Raw genomic sequence first — 26,589 nt, 5'->3', positions numbered from 1 at the left:
TATCGCGCCAGACTTTTATTGATGAAAATCGGCCCCGGCGGAGGAAATGTCGGGTTGATTTGCGACAAGGACTTAACACTTGCGAAAGGTTAATCGGTTATCGATGGCTCTAGGAATTTAACCAAATATTGCCTATAAAATGGCAAGCTGAAAGTCAGGCGGGAAATCTGCCTCGTTTGCGCCGCATTGGACCTTCAAAAAAGGGTCGCTGTCCGGGACCTTTGAAGAGCGCGGACAAAGCGGGGCCCCGATCAAGACATTCAGAGTATCCAGGGAGAGTTCGGTTTGACTGACCGTCCATCAAGCATATTCCTGAAACGGACCTTTGCCGTTCTGGCGATGCTTGCGGCCATGTTCTGCGTTTTCGGATTTGATCAGGCACGGGCGGAAACCCGGTCGCTGAAACTCTATTTCCTTCACACAGGCGAAAAAGCCGAGATCACCTTCAAGCGCAATGGCCGCTATGACAAGAAGGGGCTCGAGCAACTCAACTGGTTCCTGCGCGACTGGCGCCGCAAGGAGCCGACCACGATGAACCCCAAGCTGTTCGATCTGGTCTGGGAAGTTTACCAGCAGGTCGGCGCGACGGATTATATCAATGTCGTCTCCGCCTATCGTTCACCGCAGACCAACGCGATGCTGCGCAAGACATCGTCCGGCGTGGCCAAGAAGTCCCAGCATATGCTCGGCAATGCGATGGACTTCTTCATTCCCGGCGTGCCGCTGGCAAAACTGCGCGCGACCGCGATGAAGATGCAGCGCGGCGGTGTGGGCTATTATCCGCGTTCCGGGTCACCCTTCGTGCATCTGGATGTGGCGAGCGTGCGTGCATGGCCGCGCATGAGCCGAAGCCAGCTTGTCTCTTTGTTCCCGGAAGGGCATACGCTTCACCTTCCAGCCGATGGCAAGCCGTTGCCCGGATATCAGCAGGCTCTGGCTGAATACAAGGCCAAGGGCAGTGTGTCCGGCTCGCAGCCCGTGCGTGTCGCCAGCAATAACAATACCGCGGATGACGGTGACGAAGACGAAGGGCGGACCCTGCTTTCGATGCTGTTCAACCGCGATCGCTCCGGCAATGACAGCAGCAGTTCCGGCGGCTCCCAGCAGCGTGCGGCAACCCCCACGCGCCAGACGGCGCCGGCGCAGCGGCCGGTCGATATCCTGACGGCGGCCGTCAGCTTCGACAATCTTGATATCCCTCTGCCGCTGACCCGTCCGGGCGCGGATAATGCGGAACTCGGTACACCGCTTGCAACGGCCCTCGTCGATCCCAACCCGCCGGAAGCGCAACCTGGATTGGCGATCGCGGCCAACATCCCGCTTCCCCGCTCTCGCCCCGCCTCGCTTGGTCCGGAGCAGGGCATGACGGTGGGGGATGTGCTTGTGGCCGATGCTGCAGCACCTGTCGAGCCGGAGCCGGTTGAGGTCGCTTCGCTTGGCGATGGTGGCGGTTTCGAAAATGATCGCTTTGGCTTCATCGATGGCGAAGTGCCCATTCCAAGCCCGCGTCTTGCTTATGCCGGGCTGGATGAAGGCGCGCAGATCACGCCGGAGCAGATCCAGGCGGCCAGCCGCACGTCTTCTGCCGGCGTGCCCGAGCCGACGCGTGACCCGCGCAAGTCAGCGCATAGCGAACTGGCGCGCAAGCTGTCGGTCATGGGCGAAACCACCGAAGTGGCCTATAACGAGGACAACGACTTCAGAACCCTGTTCCGCCCGAGTGTCGCGCGCATCAACGCGACGACGCCCGAAGCGCCGGTCAAGGGTGACCGTCCGGGCTCGGTTCTTTCGGGCAGTGCCGGTGCGGGTGCTGATACGTCAGATATAAGTAATGAAACAAGTAATGGATATCAGTCTGCAAGTTTAGAAAGAAAAGCAGGCGAAAATACAAATCAACGTTCCATTGTTGAGTATTTCGATCAGGATAGGTTTTAACGTCTACTTTTGCATAAAAGAAGTACTTGTGGTGCCCGTAACTTTGACGTAATGTGCGGGCATGACCACGTTTGATCCTTTTGTCGCAATCGCCGACCCCAATCGCCGCCATCTTCTGATGGCTATGCGGCGCGAGCCAAAAACGGTGACCGAGCTATCGGAAGGGTTACCGATCAGCCGGCCGGCGGTGTCCCAGCACCTCAAAGCCTTGCTGGACAGCAAGCTTGTCCGAGTGACTCCGGTCGGCACGAAGCGTTTCTATGCCATTAATCCTGAAGGATTTTCGGCACTCAGCAGCTGGATCCGGCAGTTCTGACATCATTTTGAAGACGGGCATGTGCGCCTTTGAAGCCGGACGGTTGGTTTTTCCTCTATGGCTCAGGTGGCAATGCGGGTTTTCGTGACTGGGTGCGGCGCTATGCCCGCCAGGGTTATGTCGTTCGGAGCTGCTCAACGGAAGGCTGTTTTGGCTTTGCTACCTGCCAAAATTTTTACTTTGCAAAATAGCGCGTTTCTTGAAAGAGGTGCAGGTTATTCAGGAGCCCGGCCTGTCGAGGCGCGCACCACAAGTTCAGGGCGCCACAATTCCTGGGTCTCGTCTTTTTCCAGCCCGTTGATACGGTGAATCAGCCTTTCGGCAATGCGCTTGCCCGCCGTGCGCAGCGATGAACGCGTGGTCGTCAGCGGCACGGAAAACAGTTCCGGGCGCAGCAGGGGCAGGACATCGTCATAGGATATCAGCGAAACGTCCTTGCCGAGCTGCTTGCCGGAATGCGCGACGGCCCGCACGATGCCGAGCGCCTGCACCATGCTGGAGCACAGCATGGCGGTCGGCGTTTCAGGACCGTCCAGAAAGCGTTCGGCCGCGCGCTGGCCATCAGCCTCGGTCATCTGCGCGGAAACGTGGAAATCCTCGCTGAGGCTGAGGCCGGCCTCCGCCAGCGCCTTGATCACACCATCGCGCCGTCTGATCGCAAACCCGAATTTCTCGTCACCATTGATAAGACCGATGCGACGGTGGCCGAGCTGCAGCAGAAGCCGCGTGGCGTCATAAAATGCCGCTTCGTTATCGACATCGAGCGAGGGGTAGGGGTGCGGGGGGTCGAAAAAACGGCCGTGAACGATGAACGGCAGCCCGAAGGATTCCATCAGGTCGATCCGGCTGTCGCTCTCGCGGATATAGGCGAGGCACAGCCCATCGACGTAACCGCTGGTCGCCAGACTTTGAAGCGCGGAGACCTCGTCGGCGGGATTGGCCGGCATGACAACAAGGTGGAAATCTTCCGCCTGGGCCTTTTCGCCCAGCCCGTTCAGAAACTCCCCGAAATGCAGGTCGGAGATCACCTGATCGCCGATCGGCATCAACAGGCCGATCGAGCCGGCCTTGCCGGTTGCAAGCCGCTGTGCCGTGCGGTTGGGTCTGTAGCCCGTTTCGCGTGCAGCCTTCAGCACGCGTTCGCGGGTCGCGGCGTTAACCTCTGGATATCCGTTCAGGGCCCGGCTCACAGTCGTCGGCGAAAGACCGAGCTGCGCCGACAATTGTTTCAGATTCACTCCCGTGTCCTCCCTGGAGGCGCGCTACACATTGAAAATTCTGTGAAACTTCCTGCGCTCCAAAACGTTTACCGGCAAGGTTGGTTCTGGGAAAATATGTTCTGCACGGTTCCGGCGCGTCGCGCTTAACGTGCAGCGGTTCCCTCACTGTCTTTCCAAAGCGGTTTGAGTTTTTTATCAACCCTTGTGGCGGTGTGGAAAGCCCTTTTTGGGAAAAATCGATTAAAAAGCGTCCCAACTCCGAAAAAACGGCAAAATTTGGTCTTGTTTTAGGGAAAGGGGTTGACTCAAGCCCATCACGCGCGAATTCTCTGGAGATGTCAAAGCGCTTTGAATTGAGCGCCGAATGACAACCGAGACCTTCGAGAGGGTCGAATGTGATGGGAGGTAAATCACATGCATAAAGTTCTGTTGACGGGCGTCGCTACGCTCGCCCTCGTTACCGGTGCGGCCCAGGCTGCCGACCTGAAGTTCGCCCCCGGCGAGGATTCCCGCTTCAACTGGGACAGCTTTACCCAGTTTTCCGATTCCCACGATCTGAGCGGCCAGACGCTGACGATCTTCGGTCCCTGGCTCGGGCCCGACAAGGATCTGATCGAAAGCGTTCTGGCCTATTTCGAGGAAGCCACCGGCGCGAATGTCGAATATTCCGGTTCCGACTCCTTCGAACAGCAGATCGTCATCGACACGCAGGCCGGCAGCCCGGCCAATATTGCCGTGTTCCCGCAGCCCGGCCTTGCCGCCGACCTCGCAGCCAAGGGTTTCCTGACGGAACTTCCGGATTCCGCCGGCGAATTCCTGTCGGAAAAATACGCTGCCGGTCAGTCCTGGGTCGATCTGTCGACCTATGAGGGATCCGATGGCGAGCCCGGTCTCTACGTCTTTCCTTATAAGGCCGACCTGAAATCGCTGGTCTGGTATGTGCCGGACAATTTCGACGATGCCGGCTACGACGTTCCCGAAACCATGGAAGAGCTGAAGGCGCTGACCGAACAGATCGTTGCCGACGGCGGCACGCCCTGGTGCATCGGTCTCGGTTCCGGCGGCGCGACCGGCTGGCCGGCGACCGACTGGGTCGAGGACATGATGCTGCGCACGCAGCCGCCGGAAGTCTATGACCAGTGGGTCACGAACGAAATTCCGTTCAACGATCCGCGTGTCGTCAACGCAATCGACGAGTTCGGCTGGTTTGCCAAGAACGATCAGTTCGTTGACGGCGGCGCCGATGCCGTTGCCTCGACCGACTTCCGCGACAGCCCGAAGGGCCTCTTCGACAGCCCGCCGAAGTGCTACATGCACCACATGGCATCGTTCATCCCCTCATTCTTCCCGGAAGGCACCGAACTCGGTCTTGATGCCGACTTCTTCTACTTCCCGGCCTATGAGGGCGAAGATCTCGGCAGGCCCGTTCTCGGCGCCGGCACGCTGTTCGGCATCACCGAGGACAGCCCTGCGGCCCAGGCTTTCATCGAGTTCCTCGAAACGCCAATCGCACATGAAGTCTGGATGGCCCAGTCCGGCTTCCTGACACCGTTCAAGGACGTCAACCCGGAAGCCTATGCCAACGACACGCTGCGTGGCGAAGGCGAAATCCTGACGGAAGCCACGACCTTCCGCTTCGACGGTTCCGACCTGATGCCCGGCAAGATCGGCGCAGGCGCATTCTGGACCGGTATGATCGATTATGTCGGCGGCCAGTCTGCCGAAGATGCGGCGACCGAAATCCAGAACTCCTGGGACACGCTCAAGTAACGGTCGTCAAACGGCTTGCGTTTTGTCATACTGCACCGGGCCCGGGAGGGGCCGGTGCGCTACTCCTCGAAAATGAGATAGCGCGGCAGCGCACTGTTCCGAAGACGCGCATGGACAGGAAGATGTGCGTCTTGCGGCTGGGTTGGTCTTGCCGCGCGCGTGTCGAAAAGCTGAGAAGACAAGAACAGAACGGTCCGGCGAACTCAGTTTCATATCCGTTCTGGAGCAATTCCGGGAGCAGTGGACACCGGTTCACCGTCCGGAATTGCTGAAAAACAAAGAGATCGAGCCTTTTCGCTAATCCGGGAAACACGGAAAGGTTCCAGGGAGACAAACGGCGTGGAACAGATTTTAATAGCCTTGTTGGCTGTGGTCGCGGGCGTTTTGGCTGCCGTGGCCTATTTCTACGGCTCCAACAAGTTACTCGACCTGATTTTTCCGTCGCAGACCAAGGACCCCGCCGAGGGCGCAAACAATCTGCGCATCTCCGGCATGATACGCCCCTGGCTGTTTCTCGGTCCCGCACTGCTGTCGCTTGGCATCTACCTCGTCTATCCGGTCGTTGCCTCTGCCTGGATATCGTTCAGGGGGCCGACCGGCGACAATTTTGTCGGGCTTGCCAACTACCGCTGGATGTTCGGCGATTCCGAATTCCGCCAGTCGATGTTCAACAACATGCTCTGGCTGATCTTCGTGCCGGCGCTGTCGACCTTTTTCGGGCTGATCATCGCCTGGCTGACGGACCGGATATGGTGGGGCTCCTTTGCCAAGATGATGATCTTCATGCCGATGGCGATCTCCTTCGTCGGCGCCTCGGTCATCTGGAAATTCGTCTATGACTATCGCGGCGAGGGCAGTGAGCAGATCGGCATTCTGAACGCCATTGTCGTGGCCATGGGCGGCGAGCCGCATGTGTGGATCGCCATGCCGTTCTGGAACAATTTCTTCCTGATGATCATCCTTTTGTGGATCCAGACCGGCTTTGCCATGGTGCTGCTGTCGGCCGCACTGCGCGGTATTCCCGAAGAAACCATTGAGGCTGCCGTCATCGATGGCGCCAACGGGGTGCAGATCTTCTTCAAGATCATGATCCCGCAGATCTACAACACCATCGCGGTCGTCTGGACCACGATCACCATCATTGTCCTGAAGATCTTCGATATCGTTCTCGCGATGACCAACGGGCAATGGGATACGCAAGTGCTCGCCAATCTCATGTTCGACTGGATGTTCCGCGGCGGCGGCGATTTCGGCCGTGGCGCCACGATCGCCATCGTCATCATGGTCCTGGTTATTCCGATCATGGTCTGGAACATCCGCAATGCGCGCAAAGAGATGGAGGGCCGGTAAATGTATTCGCACAAGAAATCGCCGCTTGTCTGGTTCTCGCACATCACCGTTCTCGTGCTTGTCGTGCTGTGGACCATCCCGACCTTTGGCCTTCTGGTGACGTCGCTGCGTGACAAGGACCAGATCGTCGCCTCCGGCTGGTGGACGTCTCTGTCCACTTCGACGCAGAACCTGATTTACCGCACGCCGGGCGAGGCCGGGCAGACCGAGGAGGGCGGGCTCTACATCAATACCGGCAATGCGCTGGAAGATGGTGCGGGCAAGGTTTCCCGTTTCGGCACGTCCTCGCTGCGTCCGCAGGAGTTCGAGGTCGGCCAGACCGTCGATCTCGATGACGGGATGCAGCTGACCGTCGAGGAAAACGGCGACTATCGTCTGACCTCGCCGGAATCCTTCAGCCGACGGGGCGAGCGCATCTTCGTCACCGCAGAAATTCCGCCGCGCTTCACCTTTGAAAACTATCGCAACGTGCTGACGGCGGAGGGGATCGGGCAGTCCTTCCTCAATTCGCTGACGGTTGCCATTCCCTCGACCATCATTCCGGTTCTGGTGGCGGCCTATGCGGCCTATGCGCTGTCCTGGATGAAATTCCCCTTCCGCAACCTGCTTCTGGCAATCATTGTCGGCCTTCTGGTCGTGCCGCTGCAGATGTCGCTGATCCCGCTTTTGAAGATGTACAACGCCATCGGTCAGACCTTCGATGTGCCGGCGAAGACCTATGTCGGCATATGGCTGGCGCATATGGGCTTCGGTCTGCCGCTGGCGATCTATCTGTTGCGCAATTATATCGCCGGCCTGCCGCGTGAACTGATGGAATCGGCGCGTGTCGACGGGGCCAATGACTTCATGATCTTCAACAAGATCATCCTGCCGCTGTCCTATCCGGCACTCGCCTCCTTTGCGATCTTCCAGTTCCTGTGGACCTGGAACGACCTGCTGGTGGCAACCGTGTTCCTCGGCAATTCCGAGCAGACGATCGTGCTGACGGCGCGGTTGCGGGAATTGCTCGGCTCGCGCGGCGGCAATTGGGAAATCCTGACGGCCTCCGCCTTCGTGTCGATCATCGTGCCGCTGGTCGTGTTCTTCGCCCTGCAGCGCTATCTCGTGCGCGGCCTTCTGGCCGGTTCGGTCAAGGGCGGCTGATGCCGCCCCGATGGACAATCGCGACATCAGAAACAGAAAAGAAAAACAATGACCGACAGCAATCTCAATGAGGCGGACAAGGACTGGTGGCGCGGCGCCGTCATCTATCAGGTCTATCCGCGTTCGTTTCAGGATTCATCCGGCGATGGCGTCGGTGATATCCGCGGCATTGCCGACCGACTCGACTATATTGCCGGGCTCGGGGCCGATGCCGTGTGGATCTCGCCGTTCTTCACCTCGCCGATGAAGGATTTCGGCTATGACGTGTCGAACTACAAGGACATCGACCCGATGTTCGGCACGCTGGCGGATTTCGACGCGATGATCGAGAAGGCCCATTCCCTCGGCCTCAAGATCATGATCGATCTGGTGCTCTCGCACACCTCCGACCAGCATCCCTGGTTCGTGGAAAGCCGCGCAAGCCGCGACAATCCCAGATCCGACTGGTATGTCTGGGCCGAAGCCAGGCCCGACGGCTCGCCGCCCAATAACTGGCTGTCGATTTTCGGCGGTTCTGCATGGCAGTGGGATTCGCGCCGGCTGCAATATTACATGCACAATTTCCTGGTCTCACAGCCCGACCTCAACTTCCACAATCCGGATGTTCAGGACGCATTGCTGGATGCGGCGAAGTTCTGGTTGGAACGCGGCGTTGACGGTTTCCGCCTCGATACGATCAACTTCTATTTCTGCGACAGGGAACTGCGCGACAATCCGGCGCTGGCGCCGGAACTGAGAAACGACAGCACCGCGCCCGCCGTCAATCCCTACAATTATCAGGAACATCTCTACGACAAGAGCCGGCCTGAAAATCTGGAATTCCTGAAGCGCCTGCGTGCCCTGATGGAGGAATATCCGGCGATCGCCGCCGTCGGCGAGGTCGGCGACAGCCAGCGCGGGCTTGAGATCGTCGGCGAATATACCTCCGGCGACGACAAGATGCAGATGTGCTACGCCTTCGAGTTCCTGGCGCCGCAGCGCGTGACGCCGAAGCGGGTGGTCGATTCGATCAATGCCTTTGATGCCGCTGCTCCCGAAGGCTGGGCCTGCTGGGCGTTTTCCAACCATGACGTCGTGCGCCATCTGACCCGCTGGGGCGCGGATATCGCCGACCAGACGGCCTATGCGAAAATGCTGGGCAGTCTTTTGATGACGCTGAAAGGTTCGATCTGCCTTTACGAAGGCGAGGAACTTGGCCTGACCGAGGCCGATATCGCGTTCGAGGACCTGCAGGACCCCTACGGCATCGAGTTCTGGCCCGAATTCAAGGGCCGCGACGGTTGCCGCACACCGATGGTGTGGCAGGCGGGCGCCAAGAATGCCGGCTTTTCGACGGCGGAGCAGACCTGGCTTCCGGTCTCTGCCGACCATGTGATGAAAGCGGTCGATGTGCAGGCCGGCAATCCGGCGTCCGTGCTGGAGCACTATCGGCGTTTCCTCACCTTCCGCAGGGCGCATCCGGCGCTTGCCAAAGGCGCGATCCGCTTCCTGCCGTGCGATGACGAGACGGTGCTGGTCTTTGCCCGTGATCTTTCGGATGAAACGATCCTGTGCGTGTTCAATATGTCGGCCGAGCCGGCAACGGTCCGCCTGCCCGAAGGTGCATGGACTGCTTTTTCAACCGACGATCATGGTTTTTCCTACGAGGAGGATGGGACCATGGTAAAACTTCCTGCCTGGGGCGGCTATTTCGCCCGCCAAGGACAATAGGGGAAAGGGGCGAAAGATGACTGGTGTAACCCTCAATAAGGTCAAGAAATCCTACGGCAATGTCGAGGTTCTTCACGGCATAGACCTTGAAATCAACCCCGGCGAATTCGTGGTGTTTGTCGGCCCTTCGGGCTGCGGCAAGTCCACCCTGCTGCGTATGATCGCCGGTCTGGAGGAAATCTCCGGTGGCGAGATCTCGATTGACGATCAGGTGGTCAACCAGATCCCACCGTCGAAGCGCGGCATCGCCATGGTGTTCCAGACCTATGCGCTTTATCCGCATATGTCGGTCTATGACAACATGGCCTTCGGCATGCGGATCGCCAAGGAAAGCAAGGCCGAGATCGACCGGCGCGTGCGGGCTGCCGCCGATATGCTGCAGATCACGCCTTACCTCGATCGTCTGCCCAAGGCGCTTTCCGGCGGTCAGCGCCAGCGCGTCGCCATCGGGCGGGCCATCTGCCGCGATCCCAAGGTGTTCCTGTTCGATGAGCCGTTGTCGAACCTCGATGCCGCGCTGCGCGTCGCAACCCGTATCGAGATCGCCAAGCTCAACGACCAGATGCCCGATACGACGATGATCTACGTGACCCACGACCAGGTGGAGGCGATGACGCTTGCCGACCGGATCGTGGTGCTTTCGGGCGGCTATATCGAGCAGGTCGGCGCACCGCTTGAGCTTTACGAGCGCCCCGCAAACCTGTTTGTCGCCCAGTTCATCGGCTCGCCGGCGATGAACATCATGCCTGCCAGGATCACCCGGACCGGCGAGGTCACGGAACTCGAACTTCGTGACGGCAAGCGCCTTGAGGTGCCGGTTAAGACCGGTGAACAGGAGATGGGCAAGGATGTAAGTTTCGGCGTGCGCCCGGAAGATGTGCGCGAGGCCGCAGAGGGCGATGACTTCCTGTTCGAAGGCAAGATCTCGATCATCGAAGCGCTCGGTGAAGTGACGCTTATCTATATCGAGGGCGACCTCGTCGATGACGATCCGATCATCGTCAAATTGCCCGGTATCCACGAGGGCAAGCCGGGTGACACGATGCGCTTCGTCGCCGATCCGGAAAAGCGCCATATCTTCGACGAAAACGGCCGCAGCTACCTCTACCGCTGACCCGAACACACATAATCGGCGCATATAAAAAACCCCGGCGGCAATACCGTCGGGGCTTTTTCTTTCCTGGCGCAATAAAGGGAGGAGGGAGCGCCGGGAAAATGTGACAGGGCGGGAGGGTGCCCTGTCAGCTTTATCAGAACTTGTAACCAACGCGGGCCATGACGCGGTTGGATTCGAAGTCCTTGGCTTCGAAACCGGAAAGAGCGCCGTCGAAGCTCTTCTTGCCGAAGTCGGTGTAGCGGTATTCAAGACCACCGAAGAGGTTTTCGGTGAAGGCGTAGTCGAGACCGGCGCCGACCGTCCAGCCGCTGAAGGTCTGGTCCTGATCCAGGCCATCACTTTCGACGTAACCGTTGGCAAGCGCCCAGCCACCCGTTGCATAAAGCAGGGCGTTGTCGAAGGCATAACCGAGACGACCACGGACAGAACCTTCCCAATCAGAACCGGCCTTGACGCCGGGAGCGATGGTTTCTTCATTCCAGCCGTAGTCGAGTTCACCTTCAACACCGACAACGATGTTATTGTCGAACTGGTAGTTGTAGCCGGCAAAGCCGCCGAGCTTGGCGCCGTCGAAGTCTTCGCTGCCGACTTTGACGCCGTTGTTGTGCAGGTTGGCGCTAGCCCAGTCATAACCGGCGGTGCCACCAAGGTAGAAGCCCGACCAGTCAAAGCTCTGCGGGACAACCTGCGGTGCAACATAGGGTTCTGCCGGTGCCTGGGTCACGACATCCGCAGCTTCTGCGGTGGCGGCCATTGCGACGATCGCGGCGGAAGCGAGAAGAATCTTTTTCATAACTGTCTCCATCTTGACTTTCGATGAGGGATAAATGGTTCGAATGATCAATCGTTCAATTAAAATATTGCCTTAAGCGTGAAATCGATCGGCCGTGTTGCCGGAATGTAACACCCCTAGGGCTGCCCGATTGCATTCATGTCTCCCAAACGAAAAGGACCGGGAAATTGTTTCCCGTGGCCTCCGATTAGAGAGCGGTTATGTCTATTTAGTGGCAGCAAGACGTGCGCATTGCGGCGGGCGATCACGGATTGAGTCAGTCTGTTAACGAGCCCGGGAACATCTTCAAACCGTCGGCAGATCAGAGGGGTAATGTGCAGCCTATTGCCGCCGTTCTCCAGCTCTTGTTCGCGCCGAAGAGCCCGCGCTTGTTCTGTCAGCCGAGGACTTTGCCACACTTGATGCGGCAGGCTGCAAACCGGATTGACGATAAGATCAGGCCACCGGCTGATCAGCCGATGGCCCTTCATGTTTATCCGAAGACGACGCTTGCGCCCTGATCGGCGGTGCCGACGTGGTGGCGGAAGGGGGCGAAGAGTTCGCGGCCCATGCCGAATTCATTGCCGGAGAGGTCGGCGGTGGCCACGTCGCGGGCATCGAATTCCGCAGCCGGAACGAGGGCTTCCAGCGTGCCGGTTTCGGCGTCGAGCCGCAGCATGTCGCCATCGCGGATTTTGGCGATCGGTCCGCCATCCTTGGCTTCGGGGGTGACATGAATGGCGGCCGGAACCTTGCCCGAAGCGCCCGACATGCGGCCGTCGGTGACAAGCGCCACCTTGTAGCCGCGGTCCTGCAGCACGCCGAGCGGTGGCGTCAGGCGGTGTAGTTCGGGCATGCCGTTCGATTTCGGCCCCTGGAAGCGCACGACGGCGATGAAATCGCGATTGAGCTCACCGGCCTTGAAGGCATCCTGAAGTTCCTGCTGGTCGTGGAACACCACGGCCGGTGCCTCGATGACACGGCGCTCCGGCTTGACGGCGGAAATCTTGATGACCGCCTTGCCGATATTGCCGGTCAGCATCTTCAGCCCGCCATTGGGCTGGAATGGTTTGTCATGGGTCGTCAGCACTTTCGGGTCGGCACTCGGGCCGTTGCCGATTGTCTCACGCTTGACTGTGCCATTCTCCCCGAGCTTGACGTCGATGGCATAGGCTTCCATGCCTTCGCCGAACACGGTGCGGACATCGTCATGCAGGTAGCCGGCATTCAGAAGCTGGCGGATCAGATACCCCATGCCGCCGGCGGCGTGGAAGTGGTTCACGTCGGCAAGCCCGTTCGGATAGACCCGCGCCAGAAGCGGCACGATGTCGGAGAGGTCGGAAATGTCCTGCCAGGTGAGCTGGATACCGCCGGCCCGCGCCATGGCGATCAGGTGCATGGTGTGGTTGGTCGAACCGCCCGTGGCATGCAGCCCGACCACGCCGTTGACGATCGAGCGTTCGTCGATCATCTGGCCGACGGGGGTGAACTCGTTGCCGTTGACGGTGATGGCGAAGGCGCGTTTGACCGCTTCCTTGGTCAGCGCATCGCGCAGCGGCGTATTCGGGTTGATGAAGGAGGAACCCGGCATATGCAGGCCCATCATCTCCATCAGCATCTGGTTGGAGTTGGCCGTGCCGTAGAAAGTGCAGGTGCCGGGGCCGTGATAGGATTTCGATTCCGATTCCAGCAGTTCCTTGCGGCCGACCTTGCCTTCTGCATAAAGCTGGCGGATCTGCGATTTCTCGTCATTGCCCTGGCCGGTGGTCATCGGGCCTGCGGGAATGAAGATCGTCGGCAGGTGGCCGAAGGTCAGCGCCGCCATGGCAAGGCCGGGCACGATCTTGTCGCAGACGCCGAGATAGACGGCGGCATCGAACATGTTGTGCGACAGGCCGACGGCGGCCGACATGGCAATCAGGTCGCGGGAGAAAAGCGACAGTTCCATGCCCGGTTGGCCCTGGGTAACGCCGTCGCACATGGCCGGAACGCCGCCGGCCACCTGTGCCACGCCACCAGCCTCACGCGCGGCGGTGCGGATGGTTTCCGGGAAGGTTTCGAACGGCTGATGCGCCGAAAGCATGTCATTATAGGCGGTGATGATGCCGAGATTGGGCACGCTGTCACCCGACAGCGCATCCTTTTCGGCGGGGGAACAGACGGCAAAGCCATGGGCAAGGTTACCGCAGGACAGAACCGAACGGTGCACGCCCTTGGAAATGGCTTGGCTGACGCGATCGAGATAGGCTTCGCGCGTGGGTTTGGACCGCTCGACAATGCGGGCGGTGATCTCTGCAATGCGGGGATCGGCGGTCATGGGCTTTTCCTGTTTTCAAAAGAAACGCGGAAGGCGCCCGGCAGAACTGTCAGGGCGCCCAGTAGATATTAACGGGGGAGGATGCCCGGGAAAGAACGGCGCGGATGGGCATTTCCGTTTCGTCGTTACCCTCAAGGGCCTTGTTCAGAACATCCATTTTTTCCTGGCCTTCGATGTGAAGGATCAGAAGGCCGGCATTTTCCAAGCTGGAGAAGGTGAAGGTGAGGCGGGCCTCGCCGGCGCCTTCGGCATGCATGGCCATCACGCCGGCAGGCGTGTTGATGTCGAGCGCCTTGGCCAGCGTGTCGCCGCCGGGAAAGAACGAGGCCGTGTGACCGTCGGTTCCCATGCCGAGCACCACGACATCGAAGGGCAGGCTTGTCGCCGACACCTTGTTGGTGACGATTTCGGCCGCTTCCCCGACATTTTCGACATTCTGGTAAAGCGGAATGAAACGGGCCTGGGCGGCCGGGCCCAAAAGCAGGTTTTCCTTGACCAGCTTGTGGTTCGAACGCGGGCTGTCTTCCGGCACGAAGCGTTCGTCGACGAGGGTGACGGTCACCTTTTCCCAGTCGATCGGCGCGGACGAGAGCGCCTTGAAGAATGCCTTCGGCGTCGAGCCGCCGGAAACGGCGAACGATGCCGTCCCCTTGTCTGCGATGGCGAGCGCGAGCTTGTCGGCAACTTCGGCGGCAAGCGCTGCCGCCAGCGCACTGCCGTTTTCAAACTTATGCATTTTCTCGGTCATGATCTTCTCTGCATGCTCTCAACGGGTTTGGTGCGGCGCTATTCGTGCCAGGTCCGGCCGTCACGCTCGATCAGGGCGATCGACTTGCTTGGACCCCAGGTGCCGGCGGTATACCCTTGAACCGGCTGGCTGGTTTCCTCCCAGGCTTTCAGAATCGGATCGACCCAGTTCCAGGCGATTTCAACCTCGTCGCGGCGCATGAACAGGGTCTGGTTGGCGCGGATAACGTCGAGCAGCAGCCGTTCATAGGCATCCGGATTGCGCACGTCGAAGGCTTGCGCAAAGCTCATGTCGAGCGCGACTTCGCGCAGGCGCATGCCGCCGGGGCCGGGATCCTTGATCATCAGCCACTGTTTCACGCCTTCGTCGGGCTGCAGACGCAGCACCAGCTGGTTGGAGGCAATCCGTCCGGCATTGGGACCGAAGATCGAATGCGGAATCTGCTTGAAGGTGATGACGATTTCCGAAAGCCGGTTTGCAAGCCGCTTGCCGGTGCGCAGATAGAAGGGAACGCCCGCCCAGCGCCAGTTTTCGATCTCGGCCTTGATGGCCACGAAGGTTTCGGTGTTGGATTCGCCGTCGAGTTCTTCCAGATAGCCCTTGACCGGCCCACCCTTGGAAGCGCCGGCGCGATACTGGCCGCGCACGGTCAGATAACCGGCATTTTCGGCGGTGATCGGCTTCAGCGAGCGCAGAACCTTGAGCTTCTCGTCGCGGACGGCTTCGGATTCCATCGAATGCGGCGTTTCCATCGCCACCATGCAGAGCACGTTGAGGATGTGGTTCTGCACCATGTCGCGCAGCGCACCGGACTTGTCATAATAGCCGGCGCGGCCTTCCAGCCCGACTTCCTCGGCCACGGTGATCTGCACGTGGTCGATATGGTTGGCGTTCCACAGCGGCTCGTAAAGAGCGTTGGCAAAGCGCAGCGCCATCAGGTTCTGCACGGTTTCCTTGCCGAGATAGTGGTCGATACGGAAGACCTGTTCTTCCCTAAACACCTTGCCGATCGTGTTGTTGAGCTCGAGCGCCGATTCGAGGTCGCGACCGAGGGGTTTTTCAACGACAATGCGGGTCTGTTTGGTGATCAGCTTGTGGTCGCGGATGCCGTCGCAGATCGGCCCGAAAATGCTCGGCGCAACCGCCATGTAGAAAGCGCGGACCCGGTCCTTGCCTTCCTCAAGCATCTTCTTGAGCGCGTCCCAGCCCTTGTTCGTCGTCGCGTCGACAGGCACATATTCGATGCGCGCCAGGAACTTGGCCACCTGGTCGTTGTCGTATTCGCCGTCCTTGAGATGTTCCTTCAGCGCCTGTTGGGCGCGCTTGCGGAAATCGTCGGAGGTCAGTTCCGAACGGGAGGCGCCGATGATGCGCGTCGGCTCGGTAAACTGGCCGGCAATCTGCCTGTGATAGAGCGCGGGCAGAAGCTTCCGCTCCGTCAGGTCGCCGGTGGCGCCGAAGACGACATAGTCAAAGGGTTCAACGGGGATCATTTGACTGCTCATGGTCAGTCCTCTCAATCGTCAACAGGGTTGGAGTTGTTTTATCAAATCGATTTAAAAATGCCAGTCCCAATCCGAAAAATCGGATTTTTTGTGTTTTCGGCGCTTCGAACGCAGCATCTCCGGCTAGAAACGGTCGCGCAGGGCGAACCATGTGAGCGCCAGAAACAGCAAGGGTTTGCGCAGCGGACCGCCACCCGGAAATGATGGTATATCCAAATCCCGGTAAAGTTCCAGATCACGCGAACGTCCGGCAACCTCGTCGGCATACAGTTTGCCGCAATAGTTTGACAGCATCACGCCATGGCCGGAAAAACCGCCGATCGAGGTGACGCCGGGCATGATTTCCTCGACCAGAGGGCGCCGGGGCATGGTGATTCCGACCGAACCACCCCAGGCATGGGTAATCTCGACGTCCTTTAATTGCGGATAGACCTCGGCAATCTGTTTTCGCAGGTGTTTGGAGATGTTCTTCGGATTGTCTGCCGAATAGACCTCGCGTCCGCCGAACAGCATTTCGCCGGTCGGTGCCTTGCGGAAATAGCGCACCACGAATCGGCTGTCGTCAACGGATTCGCCGCCGGGCAGGATCTTGCTTTCCCTGGCAACGGGCGTCGTCGCGGCGATGAACGAGCGGATCGGCATGATTTTCGATGCCGTCTTCGGCTCCAGATGGTCCTCGATATAGCCGTTGCAGGCAACCAAAACGCGCTCGGCAGTGATTGTGCCGCGGGCCGTCTCGATCACGTTCCTGTCGTCAACACGGTCGATATTGTCCGCCTTGGTCATTTCGTGAAGGCGTGCGCCGGCGGCGGCTGCGGCTCTGGCTGTGCCGATCAGAAGTTTCAGCGGGTGGATATGGCCGGTGCCGATATCGCGAATGCCGCAGAAAAAGCGGTCCGAGCCGAGCCTTTCGGCCGTCTCGTTTTTGCTCATGAAGGAAAGGTGCGGATAATCGTAGCGCTCGGCCAGTGCATCGACATGGTGGCGATAGGTGTATTCCATGCCCTTCTTGTGGGCGACACTGAGCTGTCCGGGTGTGAAGTCGATATTGATCTCGTGGTTGCGCGCGAAATCCAGCAGATGTGACTTGGCGTCTTCGGCAACCCGGAAAAACGCCTGGGAGCGCTCCTTGCCGAGATGGTTTTCAAGCTCCTCAGGCCACCAGTGCTGGCCGGTGCCGAGCTGGCCGCCATTGCGCCCGGAAGCCCCGTCGCCGAAGCGGGCGGCATCGATCAGCACCACATCAACGCCGTCCTCGGCAAGCTGACAGGCGGCCTGCAGACCGGTGAAGCCGCCGCCGATGATCGCCACATCCGCCGTCGTCGAGCCGTCAAGGGCGGGATAGGTCGGGCGTTCGGGAAGCGTCGCCTGATACCATGAAATGCCTGGTGCGATCGGGCTTTGCCATACCATTCTGTTGGTCGCTCCATTGTCTATGAGAGGATGATGGTCGCTTCATCATACATGAAGAAGCAGAAATTCCCTCTCCCAGGGACTGATCACCTGCATGAAGGTTTCGAATTCCCCACGCTTGATCCCGGCATAAATATCGACAAACTCGCGTGAAAGCACGGGTGCGAGCGCCAGTTCTCCCTCCATCAGCGCCACTGCTTCCAGAAGACCGCGCGGCAGGTCGATCGCGCCTTCATTGGCTGTATCTGCTGTCGGGGCCGAAGGGTCGACCAGGTTTTCGATGCCGAGATAGCCGCAGGCAAGCGAGGCGGCGAGCGCCAGATAGGGATTGGCATCCGAACTCGGCAGCCGGTTTTCCACGCGCCGCGCCTGCGGATCGGATACCGGGATGCGGAACGCCGTGGTGCGGTTGTCATAGCCCCAGGCAGTGTTGACGGGACAGGCCATGTCGGGCGTCAGACGGCGGTAGGAATTGACATAGGGCGCCATCATCACCAGCGTTGCCGGCACATATTTCTGCATCCCGCCGATAAAGTGGAAAAATTCCGGCGAGGGCTCGCCGTTGTCCAGCGAAAATACGCTCCGGCCGGTCTCGATGTCGACGACTGACTGATGGATGTGCATGGCCGAGCCCGGCTGCCCCTGCATCGGCTTGGCCATGAAGGTTGCGAATGTGCCGTGCTTGATGGCCGCCTCGCGGATGGTGCGTTTGAAGTAAAACACCTGATCGGCAAGCTCCAGCGGGTCGCCGTGGCGCAGGTTGATTTCAAGCTGCGCAGGCCCTTCCTCATGGATCAGCGTGTCGATTTCCAGACCCTGATCCTCGCAGAACTGGTAGATATCGTCGATCAGCTCGTCGAATTCGTTGATGCCGGCAATCGAATAGGCCTGACCGGCGACAATCGGGCGGCCCGAGCGGCCGACCGGTGGGGTCAGCGGCAGGTCCGGATCGTCGTTCTGGGCCACGAGATAGAATTCGATTTCCGGCGCCACCACGGGCCGCCAGCCGCGTTGTGCATAAAGGTCAACAACCCGCTTCAGCACGTTGCGCGGCGTATAGGGCACTTCCTCGCCATCGGCGCCGACGATATCGCAGATCACCTGCGCGGTGGGGTCTGTCTCCCAGGGCACGGTGGTCAGCGTCGACAGGTCCGGCACCAGTTTGAGGTCGTTGTCCCGCGGTTCGTAACGGAAGCTGCCGGTTTCCTCAGGGTAATCACCCGAAATGGTGTGGCGGTAGAGCGCCGAGGGCAGGGCGAGCGAGGTGTTCGAGGTGAATTTTGAAGACGGCATCATCTTGCCGCGCGGCACGCCGGCAAGATCAGGCGTGATGCATTCGATATCCTCGATCCCGCGCTGTTTCAGCCAGCGGGCGGCAGCCTTCCAGTCTTCGACACCACGGGGCGGTGTGGGTGGTTGGGGCGTTGCCGGTTTCTTGGCCCGCTTGGCCTTGCTGGTGGGTGTTCTGCTTGCGGCTTTGATTGTGGCTTTTTTTGCTGGCATTTCCCTGGCCGGTTTGTCATTGCGCGTGGGCGTATCATAACCACAGTGTGCGTCTTGGCGAGGGGGGCTTGTTGACTTTCTGCACCGCGCCGGGGCAGGACACTGCATGAACGGGCAGGGACACCATGAACGAATTTGATGTGATCGTCGTCGGCGCCGGGGCTGCAGGCCTGATGTGTGCGGCACGTGCGGGCCTGCGCGGCCGCAAGGTGCTCGTTATCGATCATGCCAGAAAGCCTGCCGAAAAGATCCGCATATCGGGCGGCGGTCGCTGCAACTTCACCAATATCGGTACCGGTCCGGGGAATTTTCTGAGCGAAAATCCGCACTTCGCCAAATCGGCGCTGGCGCGCTACACCCCCGCCGATTTCATTGCCCTTGTCGAACGCTATGGCATTGCATGGCACGAGAAAACGCTGGGGCAGCTTTTTTGCGATGGTTCGGCACGGCAGATCATCGACATGCTGCTGGATGAATGCACTGCTGGTGGTGTCGAGGTCCGGCTCGAAACGGCCGTCTCCGAGATTGAGCATGTCGGTGAGCGGTTCCGGCTTTCCGTTGGCGGCAGGGCCGTGATTGCGCATTCGCTGGTGCTTGCCACCGGTGGCAAGTCCATTCCCAAGATGGGGGCCACGGGATTTGCCTATGACGTTGCCGCCAGGTTTGGCATCCGCGTCATAGAACCGCGCCCGGGGCTGGTGCCGTTTACGCTCGACCCCGGGCTTCAGGCCGAACTCAAGCCGCTTTCGGGCATTGGCGTGCCGGTGGAAATGACCTGCGGTGCGGGACGGTTTCGCGAGGCAATGTTGTTTACGCATCGCGGCCTGTCCGGCCCCGCCGTGCTGCAGACTTCCTCATACTGGTCGCCGGGTGACGAAGTGGCCGTCCGGATCAGGCCCGATATCGCTCTGGCAGAGGTGCTCACGGCGGCGAAACGGGAAAATGGCCGCCAGGGCGCAGCCGGCGTGCTCGCAAATCATCTGCCGAAACGGCTGGCACAGTATTTTGTCGAACAGGCCGGATTGAACGGCCAGCTTGCCGATGTCTCGGACAAGGCGCTCGGGCGGCTTGCGGCATCGGTTCAGGACTGGCGGTTCAAACCTGCAGGCACCGAGGGCTACCGCACTGCCGAAGTCACGCTCGGCGGTATCGACACCGCCGCGCTGTCGTCGCGGACCATGGAAGCGCGCTCCCTGCCGGGCCTCTATTTCATCGGCGAATGTGTCGACGTCACCGGCTGGCTCGGCGGCTACAATTTCCAGTGGGCATGGGCATCGGGCGTTGCCGCCGGCGATGCCGCGTGAGGCATTCCGAGCCAGGCTAGGTTAGGTCGGTGGGGGCTATTCCGTAAGCAGTTCCGGTGGCGTGTCGATCCGGCGTGCCAGTGCGGCAAGGGCGTTGCCGTTGATCCTGACGGAAATCGGATTGTCTTGCGGGGTTTTTCCCCAGGTCGTCATCATTGCCTGAATCTCGCCGGTGCCGATATCGACATCACCGGCAAGGCGGATCCTGCCTTCGGCCGTTTCCATCTCCAGCGTTTCGAGATGGACCATGGTTCCCGAAACGCTGCCGCGACCCGCAATCGACGTGAACGCGAATGGCACCCGTTTCAACGGTGAGAACGCAAAATTGTCGCTGGTCCGGATAGACTGAAGGATCGCACCGAGATCAAGCCATGATAGGTTGCCCGCGCGCGCGGTGAACTGGAAATGGCCCGTTGGGTCATCCTGCCCGCCCTCGCTCAGAGGCAATTCGGCGTTGTACGACATTTCCAGATCAAAGCTTTCGCTTTCAAGCGGCACGGATAGGCCCAGCTGCTTGAACAGCGGCCCCGAGCGCACATTCTTCGCGTTCATGCGGACACTGGCTGTACCGTCATTGCGCACGACCACATGGGCGAACAGGGAGCCGTCATCGAGGCGGCTGTCGGCAATGTCAAAACTCGTCTGCTCTCTGGTGCGCATGATACTGGCGGCGACGTCGCGCAGTGTCACATCGGAAAGCCGCACGGAACCGGCCGAAACGCGCAGGTCGAGGTCCGGCAGGGGCAGATCGGCATCGACGCTGTCTTCCAGACCGGTGGCGACGGCATCGATCCAGGCCGGAAAAGAAGATTGCGCATCGAAAAGCGGAACGTCCTGAAAGGCCATTGTCGCGGAAATGCCCACCGGACCGTCCGGTGAGGCGGGAACGATATCCAGAACGCCATTGCCTTCGGCAGCGCCGATGGTCAGTTCCACCGGCGAAAAACGCAGCGAATCGCCACTGCGCGATACCTTGCCGTTGAGGGATGCATTGTCGACGTGGCTCAAAAGGCGCGACTCGACGCCCAGTTTGGCCATCAGGTCCTGAAGCGCGTTCGTGGAAAGCGAGAACGTGCCGTCAAGCAGATAGGGGCGGTTTCTGGAGGCGGTGCCGTCAAAGTTGATATTTGCCGTGTCGCTGGAAATGCCCAGCTGGATCGGTGAAGAGCGGCCCGCGAGAATGGCGGCAGCCTGTCCGGCGTCAAGGTTCACCTGTGTGTTCCGGTCGGCAAGCAATGCCGAACCGGAAAGATGTGCCCGGCCGGACAAAACGGGCCAGTCGAGCTCGGCATTGACGTTCTTCACGATGGTTGTCTCGCCATGCTGCGTGAAGCCGAGGGTGCTGTTGGTGATATAGAGTTCGTCGGGACCGTTGGCCTGCGCCGACACGTCGTTTCCGCTTTGGATATCGGCCAGCGTCCTGCCCAGCGCGTTTGCCGGCTGCCCTTGCGACGCATCCGATTGCTCGAGGATGATCACGGCACCGTCAAGTGCGATATCGGAAAAGGAAAGATGTCCCAAAAGCGCGCCCGGCAGCCCGAAATTGGCGGTCAGTCGCGAGGCGTTGCCGTAAACCAGCGGTCCGGTTCCATCCGGGCGGGAAACCGATACCGCCGTGGCCGTAACACTGGGCCGCGGCCAATAGCTGATGACGGTATCGCCCTCGATCCTGGCCGGCGCCCCGAGCTTTTCCGACAGCGCCTGTTCCAGGCCATCCGACATCGCCTGCGGTGTAATGACATAGGGCGTGAGATAGTAAACCATCACGCCAAGCAGCAGAACGGAAGCCAGAAGAATACGCCGCGGGCGGCTCATGCGCCTTGTGGAACGGGTGGTTCCGGTGCCGTTTTTTGTTTTGCTCATCGGGACGGTTCTTGTGTTGAGGGCGTCATGGTGCCGCGATAGCCGAAAATAAGCAGCGATACAATCACGGACGTTTTTTGTGCGATGTGTTCCACGCCCGTCAGAATCGACCGGTGAAATTTTTCACAATTAATAACATGTACCGGGAAATATCCGGAACCAAGGGGCAGATCTTGCGTAGCAGTCCGGTCTCGGCGTTTTAAGGCAGGCGGCGGTTGATGAAGTGCGTTATTGCGGTTTTCTCTGTTGAGTTTCAATAATTTCAATGGGTTAAGAGGATGGTAGCGAGGGCGTTCCGGATTATTCCGCCTCTTGCCATTGCAATCTGCAGGGCAAGGGCCTATATCACCGTCATCGACCATTGCTTGTGACGTTGTCCGAGGGCCTTTGGCCCCGTCTGATTTCCTCTCAAAATCGATCGAATTCCGCGAGGTATTGCGGAAAATATGACGATGAAAGGAAATCGTGATGAATAACGGCACCGTTAAATGGTTCAATGCCACCAAGGGCTTCGGTTTTATCCAGCCCGATGATGGCGGCACGGATGTTTTCGTGCATATTTCTGCCGTGGAGCGCGCTGGAATGCAGTCGCTGAATGACGGTCAGAAGATAAGCTACGATATCGTTCGCGATAATCGCTCTGGAAAGAGCGCGGCCGACAACCTTCAGGCGGCTTGATTATTTGCTTTCCCGGTTGACCACGGATGTACTGGCAGCTGGATCGTGCAAGATGGGAAACTCCCTGATTTCAAGCTCGACGTAATTTGTCATCGATGTCGCTGACCACGGATGTACTGGCAGTGACACAGAGGAGGTCGGGTTAGTCCCGGCCTTTTTGTTTTCGCTTTGCCCTCGCGCGCCTGGTTTCGGGCATGCGCGGTGGGTGAATGCGGAAGAACCGAAACTGAAACAAGGAGGTTTTCTTGCAGGTACTGGTAAGAGATAACAATGTCGATCAGGCGCTTCGCGTCCTGAAGAAGAAAATGCAGCGCGAAGGCATCTTTCGTGAGATGCGTGCGCGTCGTTCTTACGAGAAGCCTTCGGAAAAGCGTAACCGTGAAGCAGGTGAGGCCGTACGCCGCCTGCGCAAGCTGAAGCGCAAGCAGCTTCAGCGTGAAGGGCTGATCCCCGCACGCAAGAAGCGGTAAGGCACCCGCGACGGGTCTGCCTGCCGGATCGCCATACCTCCAGATCAAGGAGACCGTGCATGACCGCAACCAAAGATGAATTCTTCAAGCCGGGCCGGATGTCGGCAAGCGACAAGGCTTCGATAACCGACCGTGCTGCAAGAGCGATCATTGCGGAAGAGGCGACGCAACTGCAAAGCAAGACCGAACGGCTGCGCCGGCTGCGGCTGGAGCGCGAAGCCACCGAGGCTGCGCCCGAGCCGAAAAAGAAAAGAACAAGAAAGCATACCGCCTGAGGCGGATTTCGTTTTGCTGTTTTTCATCGGCCCGCAATTTTGCGGGCCGTTTTGCATTAAGGCCTGTTGTTTTCCGGTTGAGCGGGGGAAACACAGTGTTCATCGCTGCGGGAATTGAAGTGTGGTGTTGATAGATACACATTCCGATACAACTGACACCGCGTAAGATCGGGGTGCGCCCCTGATCAGGTCGGGTGCTTCGTTCACCCTTTCGGAAAGGTATGCCCACCATGAAAAACATCGGATTCCTGTCCTTTGGCCACTGGACCCCGTCGCCGCAATCGGGCACCCGCTCGGCCGCCGATGCCCTTCTCCAGTCGATCGACCTTGCTGTCGCAGCCGAAGAGCTTGGCGCGGACGGTGCCTATTTCCGCGTTCATCATTTCGCCCGCCAGCTGGCCTCGCCGTTTCCGCTGCTCGCCGCCATTGGTGCGAAGACCAGCAAGATCGAGATCGGCACCGGCGTGATAGACATGCGCTACGAAAACCCCGCCTATATGGTCGAGGATGCCGGTGCTGCCGATCTGATCGCCGGCGGGCGCCTGCAGCTCGGCATTTCCCGTGGCTCGCCCGAACAGGTCATCGACGGCTGGCGGCATTTCGATCATGTGCCGGCAGAAGGCGAAGATGACGCGGCCATGGCCCGCCGCCATACGGAAGTCTTCCTCGACAGGCTGGAAGGCAAGGGCTTTGCCCAGCCCAATCCGCGCCCGATGTTTCCGAACCCGCCCGGCCTTCTGCGCATCGAGCCGCATTCAGAGGGCTTGCGCAAGCGCATCTGGTGGGGATCGGCCACCAATGCCACGGCCGAATGGGCCGCGCGGCTGGGCATGAACCTGCAGAGCTCGACGCTGAAATTCGACGAAACAGGCGAGCCGCTGCACAAGCAGCAGGCTGACCAGATCCGCGCGTTTCGCGCCGCCTGGAAGGAGGCCGGCCACGACTTCAAGCCGCGCGTTTCCATCTCCCGTTCGATCTTTGCAATCGTCAGCGATATGGACCGCGCCTATTTCGGCCGTGGCGGCAATGAGCAGGACACGATCGGCTATATCGACGAAAAGACCCGTGCCGTCTTCGGCCGGTCTTATGCGGCGGAACCCGACCGGCTGATCGAGCAGCTGAAAGCCGATGAGGCGATTGCCGAGGCCGACACGCTGCTGCTGACAGTGCCGAACCAGCTGGGCGTTGCCTATAACGCCCATGTCATCGAGGCGATCCTGAAATATGTCGCGCCGGGCCTTGGCTGGCGCTGACCGGCGCCAGCTAAAACCTGCCAAATTCCATGGCGCGCTACGTTTGGAAACGTGGCGCGCCATTTTTGGTGTTAAAGGCATAAAAACCGGTTTGCGGGCCTATCAGCGCTTGCTGAAACGCCGGTTCGAATCTACGCTATTGTAAATAAAGGCAAAACGAGACCAGTGTTTTGCCTGTTTCCGGGTGGGGGCTCGAGGAAGGTGGGATCGTGCAGATTTTTTGCACGGGCGTCACTGCATGCGTAGCGGAATACAAGGGGGACATGGTTTGCAATTCTTCGATTCACTTTTCAGTTACGTCAACGATTTGACGTGGGGATGGGCGCTTGTGCCCTTTCTCGTGGTGTTCGGTGTGTTTTTCACCGTCGCCAGCGGCTTCATCCAGTTCCGCTTCTTCAAGCGCATGTTCGGTGTGCTCTGGGGCGACGAAGATGGGGATCCGAGCAAGATCAGCGCCCGCGAGGCGCTTTTTGTTTCTGTTGGCGGTCGTGTCGGCGGCGGCAATATCGCCGGTGTCGCGGTGGCGATCACGGCCGGTGGCCCGGGCGCGGTGTTCTGGATGTGGGCGATTGCGCTTATCGGCATGTGCTCCGGCCTGATTGAGGCAACCCTGGCGCAGGTGTTCAAACGAACCACGCCCGAAGGCGACTATCGCGGCGGTCCGGCGCGCGCCATCATCCACGGTCTCGGTGAGAACTATCGCTGGCTGGCGATCATCTATGCTGTCTGCCTGATCGCGTCCTTTGCCATCGGCTTCAACGCCTTTCAGGGCAACACCGTTGCCGGGGCGGCGGCTGACAGTCTCGGCATTCCGCGCTATGCGACAGGCATTCTGCTTGCGGCCGCCACCGGTTTCATTGTTTACGGCGGTATCCATCGCATCGCCAAGGCCTCCGACATCATCATCCCGATCATGGCATTCGGCTATATCGCCATGGCGCTGGTGATCATCCTGATGAATATCACCGCCTTGCCGGGCGTGATCTGGGAGATCGTGGCCAATGCCGTTGGTTTGCGTGAAGCGGTTGCCGGCGGCGTCGGTGCTGCGGTTGCCAATGGTCTGAGGCGTGGCCTGTTTTCGAATGAGGCCGGGCTGGGGTCTGCACCCAATGTCGCCGCCACCGCCTATGTGCGGCATCCCGTCAGCCAGGGGATTACGCAGAGCTTTTCGGTGTTCATCGATACCATGATCATCTGCTCCTGCACGGCTTTCGTGATCCTGCTCGGCGATGTCTATCAGCCGGGGCAGACGGATGTGGATGGCGTCATCCTTACCCAGCAGAGCATGGTTTCTCATGTCGGATCATGGGCGCAGTATTATCTGACGGCCGCGATCTTCCTGTTCTCGTTCTCGTCGATCATCTACAATTATTACCTCGGCGAAAACGCACTGGCCTTCATGACGGAAACACCGAGTGCCGTTCATATCCTGCGCATCGTCATCGTGGCGATTGTGTTCATCGGTGCCGTGGCGCCCGGGGCGACGTCGGTGTTCAACTTCTCCGATCCGATGATGGGCATTCTGGCGGTGGTCAACCTGCTGGCCATGATGATGCTGTTCCCGGTCGCACTCCGGCTGATCAACGATTTCCGCAAACAGTTGGCGTCAGGCATAAAGCGTCCGATCTTCGATCCGAAGAAGTTTCCGGATCTCGATACCGACGAGACGGCCTGGCCCGACGCCAAATAACAGGCGGATATACCGAAACTGCACGACGCGGCGGCGATATCCGCCGCGTTTATTTTGAATTGATGCTGAGGAAAACTCTCATGATGACACTGCCTTTTTTCATTTGCGCGGGCGCGCTTTATAGTGCCTGGCGCGGGCAGCGCAGCGTTGCGGTGCTTTTGACCGTGATTGCCGTTCTGGTGCTTTTCGTTTTGTTCAGACTGCACGCGACAGACGTGCTCGACATCGATCTTTGAG

General features: G+C 59.5%; 22 protein-coding genes. 14 read left to right on the top strand and 8 right to left on the bottom strand.

From position 1 onward, the window contains the following. Positions 1–285 precede the first annotated feature (285 nt). A complete protein-coding gene (locus ACHZCU_RS04220; RefSeq protein ID WP_394706018.1) occupies positions 286–1,935 on the top strand; it encodes a DUF882 domain-containing protein in 1,650 nt (549 codons plus the stop codon). Positions 1,936–1,996: 61 nt separating this feature from the next. Beyond that, a complete protein-coding gene (locus ACHZCU_RS04215) occupies positions 1,997–2,251 on the top strand; it encodes a helix-turn-helix transcriptional regulator (protein ID WP_106308161.1) in 255 nt (84 codons plus the stop codon). 215 nt (positions 2,252–2,466) lie between these two features. Here ACHZCU_RS04215 and ACHZCU_RS04210 read toward each other — a convergent pair whose 3' ends face one another. Further along, on the bottom strand, positions 2,467–3,489 hold the full coding sequence (locus tag ACHZCU_RS04210) for a LacI family DNA-binding transcriptional regulator (protein ID WP_106308158.1): 1,023 nt from the start codon (positions 3,487–3,489) through the stop codon (positions 2,467–2,469). Between the two features lie 396 nt (positions 3,490–3,885). Here ACHZCU_RS04210 and ACHZCU_RS04205 point away from each other — a divergent pair, with 396 nt between their 5' ends. The 5 genes from ACHZCU_RS04205 (at position 3,886) to ACHZCU_RS04185 (ending at position 10,558) form a co-directional block, all read left to right on the top strand. Continuing rightward, a complete protein-coding gene (locus tag ACHZCU_RS04205) occupies positions 3,886–5,241 on the top strand; it encodes an ABC transporter substrate-binding protein (protein ID WP_319517780.1) in 1,356 nt (451 codons plus the stop codon). Positions 5,242–5,580: 339 nt separating this feature from the next. Further along, positions 5,581–6,591, top strand: a complete 1,011-nt coding sequence (locus ACHZCU_RS04200; protein WP_319517779.1) for a sugar ABC transporter permease — start codon at positions 5,581–5,583, stop codon at positions 6,589–6,591. Continuing rightward, positions 6,592–7,734 (top strand): carbohydrate ABC transporter permease, encoded by a 1,143-nt coding sequence (locus ACHZCU_RS04195; RefSeq protein WP_319517778.1) that lies wholly within the window; start codon positions 6,592–6,594, stop codon positions 7,732–7,734. A 48-nt stretch (positions 7,735–7,782) separates the two neighbouring features. Further along, entirely contained in the window at positions 7,783–9,444 is a 1,662-nt protein-coding gene (locus ACHZCU_RS04190) for an alpha-glucosidase family protein (protein ID WP_319517777.1), read from the top strand. Between the two features lie 16 nt (positions 9,445–9,460). Beyond that, entirely contained in the window at positions 9,461–10,558 is a 1,098-nt protein-coding gene (locus ACHZCU_RS04185; RefSeq protein WP_319517776.1) for a sn-glycerol-3-phosphate ABC transporter ATP-binding protein UgpC, read from the top strand. 136 nt (positions 10,559–10,694) lie between these two features. Here the strand turns inward: ACHZCU_RS04185 and ACHZCU_RS04180 are convergent, their stop codons facing one another. The 6 genes from ACHZCU_RS04180 to ACHZCU_RS04155 all read right to left on the bottom strand — a co-directional run bounded on the left by ACHZCU_RS04180 (position 10,695) and on the right by ACHZCU_RS04155 (position 18,819). After that, positions 10,695–11,354, bottom strand: coding sequence for an outer membrane protein (locus ACHZCU_RS04180; protein WP_319517775.1), 660 nt, complete (start codon positions 11,352–11,354; stop codon positions 10,695–10,697). A 472-nt stretch (positions 11,355–11,826) separates the two neighbouring features. Next, the gene (edd, locus tag ACHZCU_RS04175; protein WP_319517774.1) at positions 11,827–13,650 is read right to left on the bottom strand and encodes a phosphogluconate dehydratase; all 1,824 of its coding nucleotides are present in this window, start codon (positions 13,648–13,650) and stop codon (positions 11,827–11,829) included. Positions 13,651–13,699: 49 nt separating this feature from the next. Continuing rightward, positions 13,700–14,398, bottom strand: coding sequence for a 6-phosphogluconolactonase (pgl, locus tag ACHZCU_RS04170; protein ID WP_319517773.1), 699 nt, complete (start codon positions 14,396–14,398; stop codon positions 13,700–13,702). 38 nt (positions 14,399–14,436) lie between these two features. After that, positions 14,437–15,903, bottom strand: a complete 1,467-nt coding sequence (gene zwf / locus ACHZCU_RS04165) for a glucose-6-phosphate dehydrogenase (RefSeq protein ID WP_319517772.1) — start codon at positions 15,901–15,903, stop codon at positions 14,437–14,439. 123 nt (positions 15,904–16,026) lie between these two features. Then, on the bottom strand, positions 16,027–17,316 hold the full coding sequence (locus ACHZCU_RS04160; RefSeq protein ID WP_319517771.1) for an FAD-binding oxidoreductase: 1,290 nt from the start codon (positions 17,314–17,316) through the stop codon (positions 16,027–16,029). 45 nt (positions 17,317–17,361) lie between these two features. After that, positions 17,362–18,819 (bottom strand): glutamine synthetase family protein, encoded by a 1,458-nt coding sequence (locus ACHZCU_RS04155; RefSeq protein ID WP_319517770.1) that lies wholly within the window; start codon positions 18,817–18,819, stop codon positions 17,362–17,364. Positions 18,820–18,944: 125 nt separating this feature from the next. On the opposite strand from ACHZCU_RS04155, the gene ACHZCU_RS04150 reads away from it, so the two are divergent. Then, a complete protein-coding gene (locus ACHZCU_RS04150; protein WP_319517769.1) occupies positions 18,945–20,123 on the top strand; it encodes an NAD(P)/FAD-dependent oxidoreductase in 1,179 nt (392 codons plus the stop codon). Positions 20,124–20,159: 36 nt separating this feature from the next. Here the strand turns inward: ACHZCU_RS04150 and ACHZCU_RS04145 are convergent, their stop codons facing one another. Beyond that, the gene (locus tag ACHZCU_RS04145) at positions 20,160–21,986 is read right to left on the bottom strand and encodes an AsmA-like C-terminal region-containing protein (RefSeq protein WP_319517768.1); all 1,827 of its coding nucleotides are present in this window, start codon (positions 21,984–21,986) and stop codon (positions 20,160–20,162) included. Positions 21,987–22,454: 468 nt separating this feature from the next. On the opposite strand from ACHZCU_RS04145, the gene ACHZCU_RS04140 reads away from it, so the two are divergent. From ACHZCU_RS04140 to ACHZCU_RS04115, 6 genes are all read left to right on the top strand, one after another. Continuing rightward, positions 22,455–22,664, top strand: a complete 210-nt coding sequence (locus ACHZCU_RS04140) for a cold-shock protein (protein ID WP_106308113.1) — start codon at positions 22,455–22,457, stop codon at positions 22,662–22,664. A gap of 245 nt (positions 22,665–22,909) precedes the next feature. After that, positions 22,910–23,134 carry a 30S ribosomal protein S21 gene (rpsU, locus tag ACHZCU_RS04135; protein ID WP_106308110.1) on the top strand — a complete coding sequence of 75 codons (225 nt, stop codon included), beginning with the start codon at positions 22,910–22,912 and terminating at the stop codon, positions 23,132–23,134. Between the two features lie 59 nt (positions 23,135–23,193). After that, the gene (locus ACHZCU_RS04130) at positions 23,194–23,409 is read left to right on the top strand and encodes a hypothetical protein (RefSeq protein WP_106308106.1); all 216 of its coding nucleotides are present in this window, start codon (positions 23,194–23,196) and stop codon (positions 23,407–23,409) included. 230 nt (positions 23,410–23,639) lie between these two features. Beyond that, entirely contained in the window at positions 23,640–24,662 is a 1,023-nt protein-coding gene (locus tag ACHZCU_RS04125; RefSeq protein WP_319517767.1) for an LLM class flavin-dependent oxidoreductase, read from the top strand. 268 nt (positions 24,663–24,930) lie between these two features. Further along, a complete protein-coding gene (locus ACHZCU_RS04120; RefSeq protein ID WP_319517766.1) occupies positions 24,931–26,352 on the top strand; it encodes an alanine/glycine:cation symporter family protein in 1,422 nt (473 codons plus the stop codon). An 83-nt stretch (positions 26,353–26,435) separates the two neighbouring features. Further along, on the top strand, positions 26,436–26,588 hold the full coding sequence (locus ACHZCU_RS04115; RefSeq protein WP_394706017.1) for a DUF5993 family protein: 153 nt from the start codon (positions 26,436–26,438) through the stop codon (positions 26,586–26,588). Position 26,589 lies beyond the last annotated feature (1 nt).

The organism is uncultured Martelella sp., from assembly GCF_963677965.2.
In the GTDB taxonomy this organism is placed as follows: domain Bacteria; phylum Pseudomonadota; class Alphaproteobacteria; order Rhizobiales; family Rhizobiaceae; genus Martelella; species Martelella mangrovi.
Note: the sequence above shows the minus strand (reverse complement) of the source record. Positions and strands in the feature narration are given on the sequence as shown.

Bases quoted from the DNA above. Each gene is read 5' to 3' on its own strand.
- ACHZCU_RS04215 (WP_106308161.1), top strand. From the start codon at position 1,997: ATGACCACGTTTGATCCTTTTGTCGCAATCGCCGACCCCAATCGCCGC.
- ACHZCU_RS04205 (WP_319517780.1), top strand. From the start codon at position 3,886: ATGCATAAAGTTCTGTTGACGGGCGTCGCTACGCTCGCCCTCGTTACC.
- ACHZCU_RS04195 (WP_319517778.1), top strand. From the start codon at position 6,592: ATGTATTCGCACAAGAAATCGCCGCTTGTCTGGTTCTCGCACATCACC.
- ACHZCU_RS04190 (WP_319517777.1), top strand. From the start codon at position 7,783: ATGACCGACAGCAATCTCAATGAGGCGGACAAGGACTGGTGGCGCGGC.
- ACHZCU_RS04185 (WP_319517776.1), top strand. From the start codon at position 9,461: ATGACTGGTGTAACCCTCAATAAGGTCAAGAAATCCTACGGCAATGTC.
- ACHZCU_RS04180 (WP_319517775.1), bottom strand. From the start codon at position 11,354: ATGAAAAAGATTCTTCTCGCTTCCGCCGCGATCGTCGCAATGGCCGCC.
- edd (WP_319517774.1), bottom strand. From the start codon at position 13,650: ATGACCGCCGATCCCCGCATTGCAGAGATCACCGCCCGCATTGTCGAG.
- pgl (WP_319517773.1), bottom strand. From the start codon at position 14,398: ATGACCGAGAAAATGCATAAGTTTGAAAACGGCAGTGCGCTGGCGGCA.
- zwf (WP_319517772.1), bottom strand. From the start codon at position 15,903: ATGAGCAGTCAAATGATCCCCGTTGAACCCTTTGACTATGTCGTCTTC.
- ACHZCU_RS04160 (WP_319517771.1), bottom strand. From the start codon at position 17,316: ATGGTATGGCAAAGCCCGATCGCACCAGGCATTTCATGGTATCAGGCG.
- ACHZCU_RS04155 (WP_319517770.1), bottom strand. From the start codon at position 18,819: ATGCCAGCAAAAAAAGCCACAATCAAAGCCGCAAGCAGAACACCCACC.
- ACHZCU_RS04150 (WP_319517769.1), top strand. From the start codon at position 18,945: ATGAACGAATTTGATGTGATCGTCGTCGGCGCCGGGGCTGCAGGCCTG.
- ACHZCU_RS04145 (WP_319517768.1), bottom strand. From the start codon at position 21,986: ATGAGCAAAACAAAAAACGGCACCGGAACCACCCGTTCCACAAGGCGC.
- ACHZCU_RS04140 (WP_106308113.1), top strand. From the start codon at position 22,455: ATGAATAACGGCACCGTTAAATGGTTCAATGCCACCAAGGGCTTCGGT.
- ACHZCU_RS04130 (WP_106308106.1), top strand. From the start codon at position 23,194: ATGACCGCAACCAAAGATGAATTCTTCAAGCCGGGCCGGATGTCGGCA.
- ACHZCU_RS04125 (WP_319517767.1), top strand. From the start codon at position 23,640: ATGAAAAACATCGGATTCCTGTCCTTTGGCCACTGGACCCCGTCGCCG.
- ACHZCU_RS04115 (WP_394706017.1), top strand. From the start codon at position 26,436: ATGACACTGCCTTTTTTCATTTGCGCGGGCGCGCTTTATAGTGCCTGG.